Below are 16,348 nucleotides of genomic sequence, written 5' to 3'. Positions count from 1 at the left end.
ACCATCATCACCACTCCGTGGATCAGGCCGAGCGGAAAACGCTTTCCACCATGGCAGGGGTGTTTCGCCACGTCAAGTGCCGGTCTGGTCACCGGGCTCGCGCCGTGCTGTCCCGGATGATCAGCCGGCCCTCCACGGTCACGTGGGTGATCGGCCCGGATTCCTTCAGTGCGAGGCGGATCGCCTCGGCACCGGCATACGCCAGGGGCAGCGCCACGGTGGTCAGCCGGGGTGTCACGTTGACCGCGAGCCCGATGTCGTCGAACCCCGTCAGCGAAACGTCCGACGGAACCTCCACCCCGGCCGCCCGCAAGGCGGACAGGGCACCGACGGCGATGAGGTCGTTGGCCGCCATGACCGCGTCGAAGTCCGAAGCCAGCCGCCGTGCGGCGGTGAATCCGCCCTGCCTGCTCACTTCGCAGTGCACTACCCGGACATCGGCAACATCGCCGTCGCGCAGCCCGGCCAGGAATCCCTCGGTCCGCGCCGACATCGCCGCCTGTGCCCGCTCGCCCGCGAGGATCACGACCCGGCGGTGACCGGTCAGCGCGACATGGCGCCCGATTTCCGTTGCCGCGCGGTAATTGTCGAACCTGATCGAGTGGAACGGCAGGTCGGTGTCGCCCACGACGACCACCCGGCCGCCGTCGCCTTGGTACGCCTGCAATTCGGCGAGCAGGCGCCCCGACAGCGCGTCCGCGTCGATACGGCCGGAAGTCAGCACGAGTGCCCGCGGCCGCAGAGCCCGCAGCTGACGGATGGTTTCCAGTTGGCGTGCGGGAACGCCACGCGTCGCTGACACCGTCACGAACGCGCCCTTGGCGCGGGCCTGGCGTTCCATGGCCGCTACCACGATCGCGATCGACGGTGTTGTGATGTCGTCCGCGACCAGTGCGAGTGCGTCGCTGCTCGTGCGCATCGCACGCGCGGAGACGTCGGCTGTGTAGCGCAACCGTGCCGCTGCGGCCAGCACGCGGTCGCGGTACTCCGGCGCGACGGATCGCGAACTGCCGCCGAGTACGCGCGACGCCGTTGCCACGGATACGCCTGCATCCGCCGCCACGTCGTGCAGCGTCACGCTTCGCCGCGGATGCGGCATCACGTCTCACCGCCGCGCATGTCCGGCGCCGCTATGACGGGCATCTGGGTGGTTCGGCCTGAGGAGAGCACCATCGCCCTGCTCCTTTACGCCATCATGGAGCCATGCGTGGGGAAAACGCATTCCAACACGTCCAGCCGGGTTCATCAAGGGCGTCGGCGGGCGCCGAGGAACCGTGCCTGTGATGGAACAGCGCGTCGATCCCTCGCCGACCCTCCAGGACGTCGCCAAGGAGGCGGGCGTTTCCGTGGCTACGGCATCGCGGGTGCTCAACGGCAGCAGCCGGACCGTCGGCAAGGACAACGTGGAGCGCGTGCTTCGCGCGGCGGGCAAACTCGGCTACGCGCCCAACCTGTCGGCGCAGGCAACCGCCAGGGGGTCGACGAAGACCGTCGCGCTGGTGGTGAGCGACATCGCCGATCCGTACTTCTCCACGCTGGCCGCCGGTGTGCTGGAAGGCGCCGAGGCCGCGGGTCTCATCGTCACCATGGCTGTGGCCGACCGGTCCGCCGAGCGGGAGTGCCGGATCGTCGCGACGCTGCGTGGGTACCGGCCGCACGTGATCATCGTCGCCGGCAGCCGTCTGGACGGCCCGCGGGATGCGCTGGTCGAGGAGTTGCGGGCCTATGTGGCGGCGGGTGGCCGTGCGGCGGTGATCAGCCAGCCGGGCCTGCCGTTTCCCACCGTCGCGATCGACAACGCCGGTGCCGCCAAGGATCTCGCGCTCGCGCTGGCCGACGAGGGCTACCGCCGGTTCGCGGTGATCCGTGGCCCGGCCGGGCTGCACACGTCCCGTGACCGCTGCGACGGATTCCTCGCCGGCCTCAGGCAGGCGGGCATCGAGGTGTGCCGTGTGCTCGACACCGAGTTCACAGAGGACGGTGGGTACGCGGCGGCGAGCAGGCTGATCGCTGCTGGACTGGACGACGTGGAACTGCTGTTCGCCGTCACCGACGCGATGGCGATCGGCGCGATGCGCGCAGTGCGTGACGCCGGTTTGGTGCCCGGCCACGACATCGCGGTCGCAGGCTTTGACGACATCGGCCCGGCCACGGACGTCAGTCCGGCCTTGACGACCGTACGTGTGCCGCTGCACGAGATGGGCAAGCGCGCGATGGACCTCGCGCTGTCCGGCGCCGATCCGGCCGAAGTCCAGTGGATGCCGACGCAACCCGTGCTGAGGACGAGCACCCCCACCTCCACCCCTGATTCTGTGTCGTGAGTGTTTATCAGGGTTCTAACGCCGATAAACACTCACGAGGGGGACTGGTTCGATGCCCGCCAGGCTTGCTGACGGCCGTACTCCTAAGGTGAACTATGGCCTTTCGTACGCTGATGTTCGCCACTGTGCTGGCGTTCACCTTGGTCGCGCCGCCCGCGGTCGCGGCGCCCACCGACACCCTTCCGATCGCCAAGGCCCGCAGCCAGCCGTTGGGCACGGTCGTGACGGTCAGCGGCACCGTCACGACGTCGTCAGGCGCGTTCGAGTCGAGCTTCTTCGACAGGGGCTTCGGCCTGCAGGACGGCACCGCTGGCATCTACATCAGTACACCGGAGAACCTGAACGCCGACCCGGGAAGGCGCGCGAAGGTGACAGGCACCCTGCGCGACAGCTATGGCTTCTTGATCCTGGTTCCCACGGCCGTCGAGCTCGGCCACACAGGCCCGCTGGTGCGTCCGAGGTGGACGGCGACCGCACGGGTCGGCGAGCAGACAGAAGGCCGGTTGGTCCAGGTAGCGGGCCGGATCAGCCAGGCACCGATCAGCGATCTGCCGTACGGCTACAAGTTCTGGGTCAACGACGGTTCCGGCGAGGTGCAGGTCTTCGTCAACACCCAGACCGGCATCGACGTCTCGCGGTTCAGGCTCGGCCAGGTGGTGCTGGTGACCGGGTTGAGCGGGCAGTTCGAGAGCCACTACGAGGTTCTGCCTCGCTCGCCACGGGATATCACGGCGTTCGGCTGACGCGGCGCCCGCATCGACGGCAACGGCGCGACTGCCATCAGAAGCAGTCGCGCCGTCGGAGACCGTCAGCGAAGGGGGAGTGGCGTCAGGAGCGGACCAGCCGGGCGATCGCCTCGCTGGCTTCGCGGACCTTCTCGTCCGCGGTCTCGCCGCCCTGGGCGATGGCCTCGGCCACGCAGTGCTTCAGGTGCTCGTCCATCAGACCGAGCGACACCGCCTGTAGTGCCTTGGTCGCCGCCGAGATCTGCGTCAGCACGTCGATGCAGTACTCGTCGTTCTCCACCATCCGCTGCAGGCCGCGGACCTGTCCTTCGATCCGCCGCAGCCGTTTGAGGAACGCTTCCTTGTCCCCGGTGTATCCCCGCATGTCCTTCTCTCCCTCCGCACCGGCCAACCAGCCTACCCCTTACGGGTATCCGCGGCGAGAACGCCGGACTGGAAGCCGCGCAGCCGCAGGCTGTTGCTGACCACGAACACCGAGCTGAACGCCATCGCCGCGCCCGCGATCATCGGGTTGAGCAGTCCCGCCATCGCCAACGGCAGCGCTGCCACGTTGTACGCGAACGCCCAGAACAGGTTGCCCTTGATGGTGCCCAGGGTCCGCCTGGCCAGCCGGATCGCGTCGACGGCCGCGAGCAGGTCGCCTCGGACCAGCGTCAGGTCGCTCGCCTCGATCGCGACGTCCGTGCCGGTGCCCATCGCCAGGCCGAGGTCGGCCTGGGCCAGCGCCGCGGCGTCGTTCACGCCGTCGCCGACCATGGCGACCACGCGCCCGGACGACTGCAGCTCGCTGATCACGTCGACCTTGTCCTTCGGCAGGACCTCGGCGATCACCTCGTCGATGCCCACCTCGGCCGCGATCGCCTCGGCCACGGCCGAGTTGTCCCCGGTCAGCAGCACCGGCTTGAGCCCGAGCGCCCGCAGCTTGGCCACCGCCTCGGCCGACGTCGGCTTGACCGTGTCGGCGACGACGAACACCGCCTTGGCCGCGCCGTCCCAGCCGACCGCGACCGCGGTCCTGCCTGCCCGCTCCGCCGCGGACTTCGCCGACGCCAGCTCCGGCGGCAGTTTCTGGCTCCAGTCCTCGAGCAACGCCGTCCGGCCCGCGACGACCGCGTGCCCGTCGACGATGCCTTGCACGCCAAGGCCTTCGCTGTTCCGGAAGTCGGAGACGTCAGGCAGGTCACCGAGCTTGTCCGCCGCCGCCCGTGCGATCGCCTGGGCGATGGGGTGTTCGGATGCCTTCTCCAGCGCACCGGCCAGCCGCAGGGCTTCCTCGTCCTGGACGCCGTCCGCCACGTGGATGTCCACAACAGACATCTGACCGGTGGTCACGGTGCCGGTCTTGTCCAGCACCACGGTGTCGACGCGGCGAGTGGACTCCAGCACCTCCGGGCCCTTGATCAGGATTCCGAGCTGCGCACCACGGCCCGTGCCGACCAGCAACGCGGTCGGCGTCGCCAGCCCGAGCGCACACGGGCACGCGATGATCAGCACGGCCACGGCAGCGGTGAAAGCCGCCGCGGTCGAACCGCCCGCGCCCAGCCAGAACGCCAGTGTGCCGACGGCCAGCGCGATCACGATCGGCACGAACACGCCGGAGATCCGGTCGGCCAGCCGCTGCACGTCGGCTTTACGGGTCTGCGCGTCCTCCACGAGCTTGGCCATCTGCGCCAGCTGCGTGTCCGAACCGATCCGCGTCGCCCGCACGACCAACCGCCCACCGGCGTTGACCGTGGCGCCGACGACCTTCTCGCCCGGCCCGACCTCGACCGGAACGGACTCGCCGGTCAGCATGCTCACGTCGACCGCGGAGCTGCCTTCCTCGATCACGCCGTCGGTCGCGATCTTCTCGCCCGGCCGGACCACGAACCGGTCGCCCACCTTCAGAGTGTCGACCGGGACACGCACCTCACGGCCGTCCCGCAGCACCGCGACATCCTTCGCGCCGAGTTCCAGCAGGGCTCGCAGCGCGGCGCCCGCCCGTCGCTTGGACCGCGCCTCGAAGTACCGGCCCGCCAGGATGAACGTGGTCACGCCCGCGGCGACCTCGAAGTAGATGTTGCCGTCGCCGCTCATCCGCTGGATGGTCAGCTCGAACGGGTGCGTCATGCCCGGCACACCCGCGCTGCCCCACAGCAACGCGTACAACGACCAGGCGAACGCGGCGAGCGTGCCCATCGAGATGAGCGTGTCCATGGTGGCCGCACCGTGCCGCAGGTTCTGCCAGGCGGCACGGTGGAACGGCCACGCCGCCCACACCAGCACCGGTCCGGCCAGCGCCAGGGAGATCCACTGCCAGTAGGTGAACTGCAGTGCCGGGATCATCGCCATCGCGATCACCGGGACGGACAGCACGACCGCGCCGATCAGTCGTTGCCGCAACGACCGCAGCGGGTCGTCCTCCTCGGCCTCTTCGGTCTTCTCCGGCTGCGGCAGCGTGGCGCCGTACCCGGCGGCCTCGACCGTCTGCACGAGCACGGCCGGGTCCGTCTCGGCCGGGAAGGTCACTTTGGCCTTCTCGGTGGCGTAGTTCACCGTGGCGGTCACGCCGTCGAGCTTGTTCAGCTTGCGTTCGATGCGGTTGGCGCACGACGCGCAGGTCATCCCGCTGATCGCCAGTTCGATCTGCTGACCGGCGACGGACTGGACGTTCGACGTCATTTCAGTCTCCTTCCCCGGATCAGTGGCCGTGGCCGTCATCGTTGTGGCCGTCGTTGTTCTCGGGCTGGGCCGGTGGCGGCGGGGCGGGGGCGTTGCCGCCGTCGGTGCTCAGCGTGAAGTCCGCCGTCCGCACCTTGCCGTTGTGCTGGAAGTCCAGGAACAGCCGGTACGTGCCGCTCGACGGCACCTCGGCGTAGAAGGTGATGCCTGGTCCGGCCGCTGTCCTGCCGTCGCCGGGCTCGCCGTCCGGGTGGACGTGCAGGTAGGCGAGATCGCCCGTGCGCAGGGCCACCAGGTGCCCGTACGCCCCCAGGTAGGGCTGCAGATCGGTGACGTCCTGCCCGTTCTTGCGGACCGTCAGCGTGACTCGGGAGGACTGGCCGGGGACCAGGTCGCCCTCCAGCCTGACCTCGTAGTCGTCGACGGTGGACACGCGGAAGTCACGGTAGGTGACCGGCTGGAAATTGCCGGGTGCGGCCAGGTCCACGCCGAGTGTCAGCGCCTTGCCGCCGGTCGGTTTGAAGTCGGCGTACGCCCGGTAGCTCCCGGCCTGGGTGAGCGTCAACGGGACGGTCCAGGTGCCGTCCGGCGCCATCTCCGGGTGCACGTGCTGGAAACCGGCGAGGTCGCGGCGCACCACGATCAGGTGCATCCGCTTCTCGTGCTCGACGTCGAACGCGGTCAGCGCGCTGCCGTCGGCCTTGGTGATCTTGAAGGCGAACTGGGTGGTGGTTCCCGTGGCGAACGTCGTGGTGGACGGCGTGAAGCGGTAGCCGTCCCTGGCCGACGCCAGGCCCGCGGGATCCCCGGTGCTCGCCGTGACGGTGCCGCCGTGGGTGTCCGTGTGCGCGGCAGCGGGCGTGCCCGCCGCGTCGCTCACGGGACCGACAGCGGTGCCGATCGCCCAGGCGCCGCCGGCGACCAGGGCGAGCGCCGCACCGTAGACGGTGAGCCTCGTGGCTGTGTTCATCGTCAGTCCTGTTCTCGGGCTGAGGAGCGGTCATCCGGCCGGCCCCTCCAGGGTACCCCCTACCCGTACCCCGAACGGACGTGGCCGTGGTCATGTTTATACCCCCAGGGGGTATCAAAGAGCAAGAAGGTATCCGAGCGTGGTCTCTGTCCCTGGATGCGGTGCGGTTTGACACGGGGACCCGCGGGCGGCCGCACTCCGTGTCGTCCTTTCCGGCACCCCGAGTTGACCATTGCGGCACCTCGAGTTGACCATTGCGGCACCTCGAAATTCCCTACCGATGCGGGGAGGGCGGGCGAGTAGCGCCGCTGGGTTACCAGGCGAGGTACTGCTCGGGGATGCCGAACGCGTCGACCAGCGTGCGCGCGTGCGGCCGAAGGGCCTTGCACAGGGCGTTGACCTCGGCGACCACCTTCTTGGCACCTGACGCCGTGATCCGGCCGTGTTCGAGGAACCACGCGCGGTCCTGTTCGATCGCCGACAGCGCGTACAGGTCGCAGACCTGCTCCAGCAGGGCCCTGACCTCCTCGTCCTGGCACTTCTCGACAGCCGCCGCGAACGCGTCCAGGATCAACCGGTCGATGTGCGCACGTCCGGCGAGCAGCACGTGGTCCTGGGCGTCGTTGAACACGTCGAACGGATCGGCGTCCGACGACGCGGCGGCGCGCAGCCGACGGGCCAGACCAGCGAGAACGTGCTGCTCACGGTCCTCGAACAGGCTCCGGTGCCAGGCACGGGAGCGCAGGTCGTCATCGTCGAACCGGCCGATCACCTGGCGTGCGGCGATCCGCTCCAGCACGGCACCCATCAGCTGCTCGGCCACCAGGCGGGCCGTCGCCAACGGGCTGAGGTCGGCGAAGTTGTCGCGGTAGTCGGTCAGCAGGCCCTTGGCGACCAGTTGCAGCAGGACCGTGTTGTCACCTTCGAACGTGGTGAAGACGTCGGTGTCGGCCTTCAAAGCGGGCAGTGTGCTGTCAGCGAGGTAGCCCGCGCCGCCGCACGCCTCGCGTGCGGTTTGGATGGTGCTTGTGGCGTGCCACGTGGCCACGGCCTTGATCCCGGCGGCCCGCGACTCCAGCCGGCGCTGCGCGATCGGATCGGGTTCCGGCGCGCTCTGCACGTCGTGCAGCATGCTGACGAGCTCGTCCTGCGCGAAGTTCAGCGCGTACGTCTTCGCCAGCGCGGGCAGCAGTTTCCGTTGGTGGGCGAGGTAATCCATCAGCTGGATCTCGGTGTCCGAGTCCGGCCTGCGGAACTGCCGGCGGCTCTCCGCCCGGTGCACCGTGATGGTCAGCGCGCGTTGGGCGGCGCTGTTGGCCGAGCCCGCCACGCTGATCCGGCCGCGGACGAGCGTGCCGAGCATCGTGAAGAACCTGCGGCTGTCGCTCTCGATCGGACTGACGTACGTGCCCTCATCGGTCACGTCGCCGTACCGGTTGAGCAGGTTCTCCTTCGGAATCCGAACGCCGTCGAACCACAACCTGCCGTTGTCCACGCCGTTCAGCCCGGCTTTCGGCCCACAGTCCGCGATCCGCACGCCGGGCATCGGACGGCCCTCGTCGTCCCGGATGGGCACAACGAAGGCGTGCACACCGTACGAACGGTCGCCGACGATCAGCTGAGCGAACACCACGGCGAGACGGCCGTCTCGCGCGGCGTTGCCGATGTAGTCCTTGCGGGCGTCGTCATCCGGCGTGTCCACGATGAACTCGCCCGCCTCGTACCGTGCGGTGGTCCGCAGATGCTGGACGTCGGACCCATGGCCGGACTCGGTCATCGCGAAGCAGCCGGGCAGGTCGAGGGACATCACGCCGGGGAGGTACTTCTCGTGGTGGCGTTCCGTGCCCAGCATCTGGATCGCGCCGCCGAAGAGTCCCCATTGGACACCGGCCTTGACCATCAGCGACAGGTCGCCGTAGCCGAGCAACTGGAACGCCACGACCGAGCCGCCGACGTCACCTTCGCCGCCGTACGCCGGATCGAATCCGAGCCGCGGGTGCCGGGTGCGCGCCAGCTCCTTGAGCTGGTCGAAGACCTGCGCCCGGTGCGCCTCGACATCCAGCCCGAGCGTGTCCGCGAGTTTCGCGTCGGTCATGCGTTCCCGCAGCTCCCGGCGGAGGTCCCGCCACCGGCCGTCGAGCACCTCGGTGATCCGCGCAGGTTCGATCATGTCCGCACGGTTACCCCACCGGTAGCCCGCCTACACGTCATATGCTGGCCGTATGTGCCGGAACATCACCACTCTGCGTGGCCTGGAGCCCGCGGCGACGCCCGCTGAGATCGAGGCGGCCGCACGCCAGTACGTCCGCAAGGTCAGCGGCGTCCAGTCGGTCTCCGACGCCACCCGTGAGGCGTTCGAGGCGGCCGTCGCCGAGGTCACGGCGACCACCACGCGGCTGTTGGAGTCCCTGCCCGCCCGCCGCCAGCCACCGGCCACGGTCCCACCGTTGCGGCGGCCCGAAGTACAGGCACGGCTGGCAGCCAAGGGCAGCAAACCCTCGTGAGTGTTTATCGGTGTTCTAACCCTGATAAACACTCACGAGAGGGTCAGGCGCCGATCGCCTTGCTGACCGCGTTCGGGCCGTCGTAGGTGCGGTCGGGGATCTGTTCGAGTGCCTTGAGCGCTTCGCCGTCCGCGCCCTGGGACTGGGCGTGCTCGACCAACGTGGACTTGTCGCACGGGTAGTCGACGCCCTTGAGGTACTTCTGGATCGTGATGGCATTCGGTTGGTTCATGGGTCCAGACGTACCCGGACGCCCGTCGTCCACACTGATCAACTCGGCCACGTCGGCGAGCACCCGGGCGACCTGCACGTCGGTCACGAACGAGACCTCGTGCTCACACGGCTGAACGGATTCCCACGTGCACGGCGCGCCGCAGACCGGGCACTGCGCGGTCCAGGAGATGTGCACCCGATGGAGTGACCGGCTCAACGGAGCCGCGTTGAGCACGTTGCCCATCCAGAAGACCGACACGGTCGGGGTACCGACGGCCTGCGCCAGGTGCCGCGGCCCGCTGTCGTTGGCGAGCAGCACCTGGCTGCGACGCAGTACCCCGACCAGGCCGGACAAGGTGAGCGCGCCGACGAGGGAACGCACCTGCACCCTTCGTGCCTTCGCCTCGTCGACGACCTCCGCCTCCTCGCCCGTGCCCACCACGACGACACTGGCGCGGTCGGCGAGTGCGGCGATGACGTCGACGAACCGCGACGCGGGCCATCGTCGCCGCGGATCCATCGCGCCAGGGTGGACGGCCAGGATGGGGCCTGACAGACCGTCCAGTGCCGCATCCGCCTCGGCCAGGTCGGCGGCGGTGGACGCGATCCGTGGCTCGAGAGCGGCCGGTTTCGCGCCCACCAGGCCGACCACTTCGAGCGCACGCAGTACCTCGTTCTGATAGAACTGGTAGGGCACCCACCGGTCGAGTTCCGCGGCGTCCGGTGTGCGCGAGCCGACGGTGTGCCCGGCGCCCAGACGCTGGATGAACGGGTTGGACCAGCGGCCTCCGCCGTGCAGTTGCACGGCCAGGTCGAAGGGCCGGTCGAAGAACCGCTCCTGTTCGGCGGGATCCTCCTGACCGCCGGTCGGCTCGTACACGCCACGGGCGACCGGGAGCACGACCACGTCGTCCACCGGACCGGGACGAGATCCCAGCAGCTCGGCGGCCAGCGGCGTGCCGAGCAGGGTGATCTTCGCCGTGGGGTACGCCGTGGCGAGCGATTCGATGGCCGGCATGCTGAACAGCAGGTCGCCCAGACCGCCACCACGCAGCACCGCGATCCGGGAGATCGCCGGCAACCGGGAACCCGCCGGTCCGATCTCGAGCATGGGCGTCACCTCCGGGAAGTCCGAGCGGAGGTGTTCCCTGCTTGGCCGGACCTATTCAGCCCGCCACAACGCCGGAGCCGACGGCGGTTCCCATCCTTGTTGTGCCATATGGTTTTGCAGGCACACATAGCCGATCCCGTCGTACGTCACACGGGTACCGGCGCTGTACGTCGTTCCGGCCGCCCACGTGCCTGTGCCGGGCGGCGGGGTCGTGGTGGGCGGTCCTTGCGGCACGTTCAGCACGAAATCGAACGCCGCTTCGCGTCCGTTGCCCACGTTTCGCACGGTCATGAGCAGACGTGGATCGAACAGCGAGTCGGTGTTGTTGCGTGGCTCGCCGGGGAAGTACAGCTGGGTCGTGAGCACCGGACGGTTGGGTGCCTGCACCTTGACGTGGATGTGCCGGGTGCGGCCGGGATACAGGCCGGGCACGATCGTGGTCAGTTTGAAGGCGCCTTGCGCGTCGGTGAACTGGTGCCCGCGGAACCGGTAGCCGACGTTGTCGTAGGCGCCGTTGTTGTCAGCCTGCCAGAAGTCCAGCAGCACATTGCTCAACGGCAGGCACTTCAGGCCGAACACGAAACCGCTGACGGTCAGCGGCGTGCCGGCCGTGCCGGGCTGCACGAGTGACGTGCGCCGTGGCGAGTTCGGCTTGAAGTACGGGCCTTCCATCTGTGGCGGGGTCGGGTCGTCGCCGTCGTCACAAGCAGGGGTGAGCGGGGGAGTGCCGGTGCTGGTACGGGCCAGTGCGGGGACCGCGAGCATGGCGGCGGGAACCGCCACACCGGCGGCGAGCGCGGCCCGCAACACCGTCTTCCGGCTGGGAAGGTTGTCCATTCCTGCTCCTTGTGGGCGCGTGGGACAGTGACAACCAACCTAGGGAGCCGGTTGCTCGCTGACGATGGACTGGTGCGGCCAGTCGTGGTGTTTTTCCCGGAAGTCACCGGGGCTGTCGCCGGTCTCGCGGCGGAAGAACCGGCAGAAGTACGCCGAGTCGGCGAACCCGACCCGGTGGGAGATCTGCCGGACCGTGAGGTCACTCCTGATCAGCAGCCTCTTCGCTTCCCGGATGCGTGCCTCGCGGATGAGGTGCGACGGCGTACGGCCGGTGGCGTGCTTGACGACGTCGGTGAGGTAGCCGGGCGTGACGCCGATCTGGTCGGCGTAGTCGCGTACCGTCCACAAATCGGTCCGTGCGGTCAGTTGTGTGAATCTCTGCGCCACCGCGTTCGCTCTCGACGGACTGGGTCCCGCGACTTCGGTGAGCCGCGCGGCCCGCGAGATGATCACGTGCAACAACGCGCGCAGAACGGATTCGGTGCCGTCGCGGAACTCGTCGTGCAGTTCGGTGACGAGCCTTTCCATTCGCTGGTGGGCCTTGTGGTCGAGGCTGAGCCACGGTCGTTCGCTGAGCCTGTGCAGCAGGTCCCGGTCGGCCGGGTGGTCGACGAGGAAGTCGTCGGTGAAGAGAGTGACGATTCCGTCGAGGTCCTGCACGTTCTCCCAGTGGTGCACCTGCCCGGGAACGATCACGCACAGATGCGGCGGCCGCAACTCCCACCTGGCCAGGTCGACGACATGCGTGCCGGTGCCGCGGGTGACGTAGACGATCTCGTGGAAGGTGTGCCGGTGCGGGAAAGGTGCGTGCGAGAGCGGCCCGATGGAGTCGAACGTGCCCATCGAGAACGGCATCGCGTCCGGCACTTCCAGCCGATGGATCGGTGGTTCCCCGTTGTGGGGCGGCAGGCAGGGCGTCCCCGGCGGAACTGTGGTGCCACGCATGGCCGATCCTCCCGTCGTCGCGAGGTCCAGACCAATTATGCGCACGGGCGGGGTCCGCCGGATCCGGTCTGTCGTCGGTACCGTCCGGGCCGGTTCGGCTCAGCGATCGGCGACCTGGCCGTTCGTCACTTCGATGTGGCGGTTGGTCGAGACGGCGTCCAGCATCCGGCGGTCGTGCGTGACCAGCAGCAGCGTTCCGGGATACGTGGCCAAAGCCGATTCCAGCTGCTCGATCGCGGGCAGGTCCAGGTGGTTCGTGGGCTCGTCCAGCACGAGCAGGTTCACACCCTTCGCCTGCAACAGGGCCAAAGCCGCCCGCGTCCGTTCGCCAGGGGACAGCGACCTGGTCGGCCGCGTGACGTGCGCGGACTTCAGGCCGAACTTCGCCAGCAGAGTCCGCGCGTCAGCCGGTGACCAGTCCGGGATCGCCGCGGTGAACGCGTCGAGCAGCAGCGCGTCGGAGTCGAACAAGCCGCGTGCCTGGTCCACTTCGCCGACGACCACGCCGGGCCCGAGCGCGCCGGACCCGGCGTCCAGTGATAACCGGCCCAGCAGCGCGGCCAGCAAGGTCGACTTGCCGGACCCGTTCTTCCCGGTGATCGCCACCCGGTCGGCCCAGTCGATCTGCAGGGTGACCGGTCCGAGGGTGAACGAACCGCGTCGCACGACGGCCTGCTGCAACGTCGCCACCACCGCGCCTGCCCGGGGCGCGGCGGCGATCGTCATCCGCAGTTCCCATTCCTTGCGCGGTTCCTCGACTGTTTCCAGCCGCTCGATCAGCCGCTCGGTCTGCCGGACCTTGGACGCCTGCTTCTCGGTGGCCTCGCTGCGGAACTTGCGGCCGGCTTTGTCGTTGTCGGTGGCCTTTCGCCGGGCGTTGCGCACGCCTTTGTCCATCCAGGACCGTTGTGCCTGGGCGCGGGCCTGCAACGAGGACACAGTGCCGGCGTACTCCTCGTACTTCTGGCGGGCGTGCCGGCGGTCCACCTCGCGCTCGGCCAGGTACGCCGTGTACCCGCCGCCGTAGCTCCGAACTTGCTGCTGAGCGAGGTCCAGTTCGACCACCCTGGTGACGGTCCGGGTGAGGAACTCCCTGTCGTGACTGACAAGCACGGTTCCCGCGCGCAGTTCGGTGACGAACTTCTCCAGCCGTTCCAGCCCGTCCAGGTCGAGATCGTTGGTCGGTTCGTCGAGCAGGAAGACGTCGAAACGGCTCAGCAGCAACGAGGCCATCCCGACCCGGGCGGCCTGGCCGCCGGACAACGCGGTCATCGGCTGGTCGAGGCTCACCGTGAGGCCCAGATCCGCGACGACCTCCTTGACGCGCTCGTCCAGGTCCGCGCCGCCGAGCGCCAGCCAGCGCTCCAGACTCTCCGCGTACGCGTCGTCCGCTCCCGGCTGACCGCTGCCGAGTGCCTCCGCGGCCGCGTCCATCTGGCTCTGTGCGTCCGCGACACCGGTCCGTCGCGCGAGGAACGCCCGCACCGTCTCGGCTGCCCGGCGTTCCGGTTCCTGCGGCAGATGGCCGACATTCGCCGTCACCGGGCTCAGCCGGACAGTGCCCTGCTCGGCCGGGATCAGGCCCGCCAACGTGCGCAGCAGCGTCGACTTGCCCGCGCCGTTGGCTCCTACCAGCCCGATCACGTCACCAGGGGCGACGACGAGGTCCAGTCCCGAGAACAGCACGCGATCGCCGTGGCCCGCGGCGAGGTTCTTGGCGGTGAGTGTGGCGCCCATCGGGCACGATTATGCACTGGCCACTGTGGACAAGGTCGACCTGGGCCGATGCGGGCGGCATTGACGTTCGCGATCAAAGAGCGCTTACTGTCCGGATCGTGAAGTTCTGGTCAGGAGGTGCTCATGGCCGGTATCGACCCACGAACCCAGCACCGGAGCGAGTATCCGCTGGGGGTGAGTCGTCCTCCGTTGGACGTCGCCGATCTGCCGAAACCCGAGGAGGTCTTCAAGGTCGGCAAGCTCGGCCCGTTGCAGGTGATCCAGTTCGTGATCGGCCCCAGCCTGATCGCGCTCGGGATCTCGATCGGCAGCGGGGAGTGGTTACTCGGCCCGCAGGCCGTCGGATCGTTCGGCTTCGTCGGCATCGGCTGGGTGATCACCGTTTCCGCCGTCCTGCAGACGTTGTACAACATCGAGATCGCCCGGTACGTGATGGCCACCGGCGAGGTGCCGATCGTCGGGTTCGGGCGCGTCCCGCCGGGCTGGAAACTCTGGGTGCCGCTGTCGCTCGTCGTGTTCTACTTCGCGTTCATCTTCGGCGGCTGGGCCGCGGGCGCCGGGCAGGGCCTGTTCGCCCTGTTCGCGGGCCGGGTGCACCGGCCGGACGAGCTGGAGTACGTGCGGCTGCTGGGTATCGGGCTGCTGCTGGTGGTCTTCGCGATCACCGCGCTGGCCCGCAAGGTGTCCAGGGCACTCGAACTGGCGAACTGGATCATCGTCGGCACGCTGCTGGTGGTGCTCCTCGTCATCACGATCGCGGTCGTGCCTGGTGGCGTGTGGTGGGACGGCGTCGCTGGACTGCTCACGCCCGCCGCTCCGCCGGACGGGATCACCGCGACGCAGCTGGGGGCGCTCGCCGGGTTCACCGCGTTGGCGTCCGGTCTGAACTGGTACGCGATGAGCCACTACCGCGACAAGGGCTACGGCATGGGCCACCGGGTCGGGTTCATCGCCGGCATGCGGGGTGAGCGCAAGGAGATCAAGCCGGTCGGCGTGACCTTCCTCGACACCCCGGAGAACACCGCGCTCTGGAAGCGCTGGTACCGGTTGTTGCGAGTGGACATGTGGGGCGTGTTCTTCGCGGGCGCGATGATCGGCATGCTGCTGCCGACCATCCTGATGTCCCACCTGGTCGCCACGACGGGCCGGGCACCGACGGCGGCGAACGTCCCGACGTACACCGCCGAGGCGCTCGGCAGCCAGTACGGATCAGGCATGTTCTACCTGATGTTGCTGGTCGGCGTGCTGATCCTGTTCTCCACCCAACTGGGCATCTTCGAGGCGCTGGTGCGCAACTTCACCGACGCCGCGCACGCCACCAGTCCGAAGCTGCGCAGGCGGATCGAAGGCGACCCGAGGCGCTTCTACTACCCGTTCATGCTGGTCGTGCTGGCCGTGATCGCGCTGGCCATCCACCTGGCGTTGCCGGTGGAACTCGTGCAGATCTCGGCGAACATGTCCAACCTGGGCGCGCTGATGTTCCCGTTCGCCCTGATGTACCTCAACAGCAGGCTGCCCAAGGCCGCGCGGCCCAGGGCTTGGCACTACGTCATCCTGGTGCTGAACGTGCTGTTCTTCGGGTTCTTCTTCGTCAACTTCGTGTACGAGTTCGTCACCGGCAGCGCACTGGTGCGGTTCTAGGGCCACGGCCCCAGCCGGATCGGCCGGGAGAACACGAGTTCGCCCGCGTAGTCCCGGCCGGCGAGCCAGGCGGCGATGTCGGTCAGGTCGCCGGTCACGTGGACCGGCTCGCCCTCACCGAGTGTCCGGTCGGGCAGCACGAGGGACACACCCGCGGGGATGCGCGGGGACAGGAAGCCGAAGAGGTGACCGCGGAACTCCGGTGACCACCTCACCGGCGTGAGGCCGAGGTCGGCAGTGTGGATCTCGACCTCACGCCACCGGACCAGGACGGTGTCGGCGACGGTGCCGTCACGGTGCTTGACCGGCCGTGCCCAGTCGTCCGGACCCACGGCGGCCCAAGCGGATTCGAGTTCCTTGGCGGACTGGACGACATCGTCGGCCAGTGCCGCGGCCGGCCGCCCGGCGCCTTGCTCGATCGCCGCGGCCCGGCCTTCCGCGCCGCCGTCGTACACGTCGACCAGTTTCCCGTCGAGGGCGTACTCCACTTGGCGCGTAAGGGCACGGGCCAGGTTCGCCACGTGGGTGAGCACGTGCCCGCGCGACCATCCCGGCAACGCGGAATCGGCACGTGCCTGGTCGTCGGTGAGCGTGCCGACGATCTCGGCCAGCCGCGCGTGACCGGCGGCGACCTCAGCGATTTTCTGGGCCATCGGGACGAC

Annotated in this window: 14 protein-coding genes; 4 read left to right on the top strand and 10 right to left on the bottom strand. The window is 68.9% G+C overall.

Going from position 1 to position 16,348, the window contains the following annotated elements; translation table 11 throughout:
* Window positions 1-88: 88 nt before the first annotated feature.
* Window positions 89-1,099 (bottom strand): LacI family DNA-binding transcriptional regulator, encoded by a 1,011-nt coding sequence (locus GC106_RS14445; RefSeq protein WP_246365637.1) that lies wholly within the window; start codon window positions 1,097-1,099, stop codon window positions 89-91.
* A gap of 184 nt (window positions 1,100-1,283) precedes the next feature.
* Here GC106_RS14445 and GC106_RS14440 point away from each other — a divergent pair, with 184 nt between their 5' ends.
* Entirely contained in the window at window positions 1,284-2,321 is a 1,038-nt protein-coding gene (locus GC106_RS14440; RefSeq protein WP_173129702.1) for a LacI family DNA-binding transcriptional regulator, read from the top strand.
* A gap of 95 nt (window positions 2,322-2,416) precedes the next feature.
* Window positions 2,417-3,064 (top strand): OB-fold nucleic acid binding domain-containing protein, encoded by a 648-nt coding sequence (locus GC106_RS14435; RefSeq protein ID WP_173129699.1) that lies wholly within the window; start codon window positions 2,417-2,419, stop codon window positions 3,062-3,064.
* 85 nt (window positions 3,065-3,149) lie between these two features.
* Here GC106_RS14435 and GC106_RS14430 read toward each other — a convergent pair whose 3' ends face one another.
* From GC106_RS14430 to GC106_RS14415, 4 genes are all read right to left on the bottom strand, one after another.
* On the bottom strand, window positions 3,150-3,431 hold the full coding sequence (locus GC106_RS14430) for a metal-sensitive transcriptional regulator (RefSeq protein ID WP_173129696.1): 282 nt from the start codon (window positions 3,429-3,431) through the stop codon (window positions 3,150-3,152).
* 32 nt (window positions 3,432-3,463) lie between these two features.
* Window positions 3,464-5,728 (bottom strand): heavy metal translocating P-type ATPase, encoded by a 2,265-nt coding sequence (locus tag GC106_RS14425; RefSeq protein WP_173129693.1) that lies wholly within the window; start codon window positions 5,726-5,728, stop codon window positions 3,464-3,466.
* A gap of 19 nt (window positions 5,729-5,747) precedes the next feature.
* Window positions 5,748-6,698, bottom strand: a complete 951-nt coding sequence (locus GC106_RS14420) for a DUF8832 domain-containing protein (RefSeq protein WP_173129689.1) — start codon at window positions 6,696-6,698, stop codon at window positions 5,748-5,750.
* 313 nt (window positions 6,699-7,011) lie between these two features.
* The gene (locus GC106_RS14415) at window positions 7,012-8,868 is read right to left on the bottom strand and encodes an acyl-CoA dehydrogenase family protein (protein WP_173129686.1); all 1,857 of its coding nucleotides are present in this window, start codon (window positions 8,866-8,868) and stop codon (window positions 7,012-7,014) included.
* A gap of 52 nt (window positions 8,869-8,920) precedes the next feature.
* Here GC106_RS14415 and GC106_RS14410 point away from each other — a divergent pair, with 52 nt between their 5' ends.
* Window positions 8,921-9,202: a DUF2277 domain-containing protein gene (locus GC106_RS14410; protein WP_173129683.1), complete on the top strand. Its 282-nt coding sequence runs from the start codon at window positions 8,921-8,923 to the stop codon at window positions 9,200-9,202.
* Between the two features lie 43 nt (window positions 9,203-9,245).
* Here GC106_RS14410 and GC106_RS49705 read toward each other — a convergent pair whose 3' ends face one another.
* The 4 genes from GC106_RS49705 to GC106_RS14385 form a co-directional block, all read right to left on the bottom strand.
* Complete coding sequence (locus GC106_RS49705) at window positions 9,246-10,526, bottom strand: glycosyltransferase family 9 protein (protein WP_376777736.1); 1,281 nt, start codon at window positions 10,524-10,526, stop codon at window positions 9,246-9,248.
* A 51-nt stretch (window positions 10,527-10,577) separates the two neighbouring features.
* Window positions 10,578-11,363, bottom strand: coding sequence for a dioxygenase family protein (locus GC106_RS14395; RefSeq protein ID WP_173129680.1), 786 nt, complete (start codon window positions 11,361-11,363; stop codon window positions 10,578-10,580).
* A 39-nt stretch (window positions 11,364-11,402) separates the two neighbouring features.
* The gene (locus tag GC106_RS14390; RefSeq protein ID WP_173129677.1) at window positions 11,403-12,308 is read right to left on the bottom strand and encodes a helix-turn-helix domain-containing protein; all 906 of its coding nucleotides are present in this window, start codon (window positions 12,306-12,308) and stop codon (window positions 11,403-11,405) included.
* Window positions 12,309-12,407: 99 nt separating this feature from the next.
* On the bottom strand, window positions 12,408-14,045 hold the full coding sequence (locus GC106_RS14385; protein ID WP_173129674.1) for an ABC-F family ATP-binding cassette domain-containing protein: 1,638 nt from the start codon (window positions 14,043-14,045) through the stop codon (window positions 12,408-12,410).
* Between the two features lie 123 nt (window positions 14,046-14,168).
* On the opposite strand from GC106_RS14385, the gene GC106_RS14380 reads away from it, so the two are divergent.
* On the top strand, window positions 14,169-15,686 hold the full coding sequence (locus GC106_RS14380) for an Nramp family divalent metal transporter (RefSeq protein WP_173129671.1): 1,518 nt from the start codon (window positions 14,169-14,171) through the stop codon (window positions 15,684-15,686).
* Here GC106_RS14380 and GC106_RS14375 read toward each other — a convergent pair.
* Window positions 15,683-16,339 (bottom strand): maleylpyruvate isomerase family mycothiol-dependent enzyme, encoded by a 657-nt coding sequence (locus tag GC106_RS14375; RefSeq protein WP_173129668.1) that lies wholly within the window; start codon window positions 16,337-16,339, stop codon window positions 15,683-15,685. The two genes, GC106_RS14380 and GC106_RS14375, sit on opposite strands and share 4 nt — an antisense overlap.
* Window positions 16,340-16,348: the final 9 nt, after the last annotated feature.

The organism is Kibdelosporangium persicum (genome assembly GCF_013280595.1).
GTDB lineage: Bacteria > Actinomycetota > Actinomycetes > Mycobacteriales > Pseudonocardiaceae > Kibdelosporangium > Kibdelosporangium persicum.
This window is presented reverse-complemented; position numbering and strand designations above follow the sequence as displayed.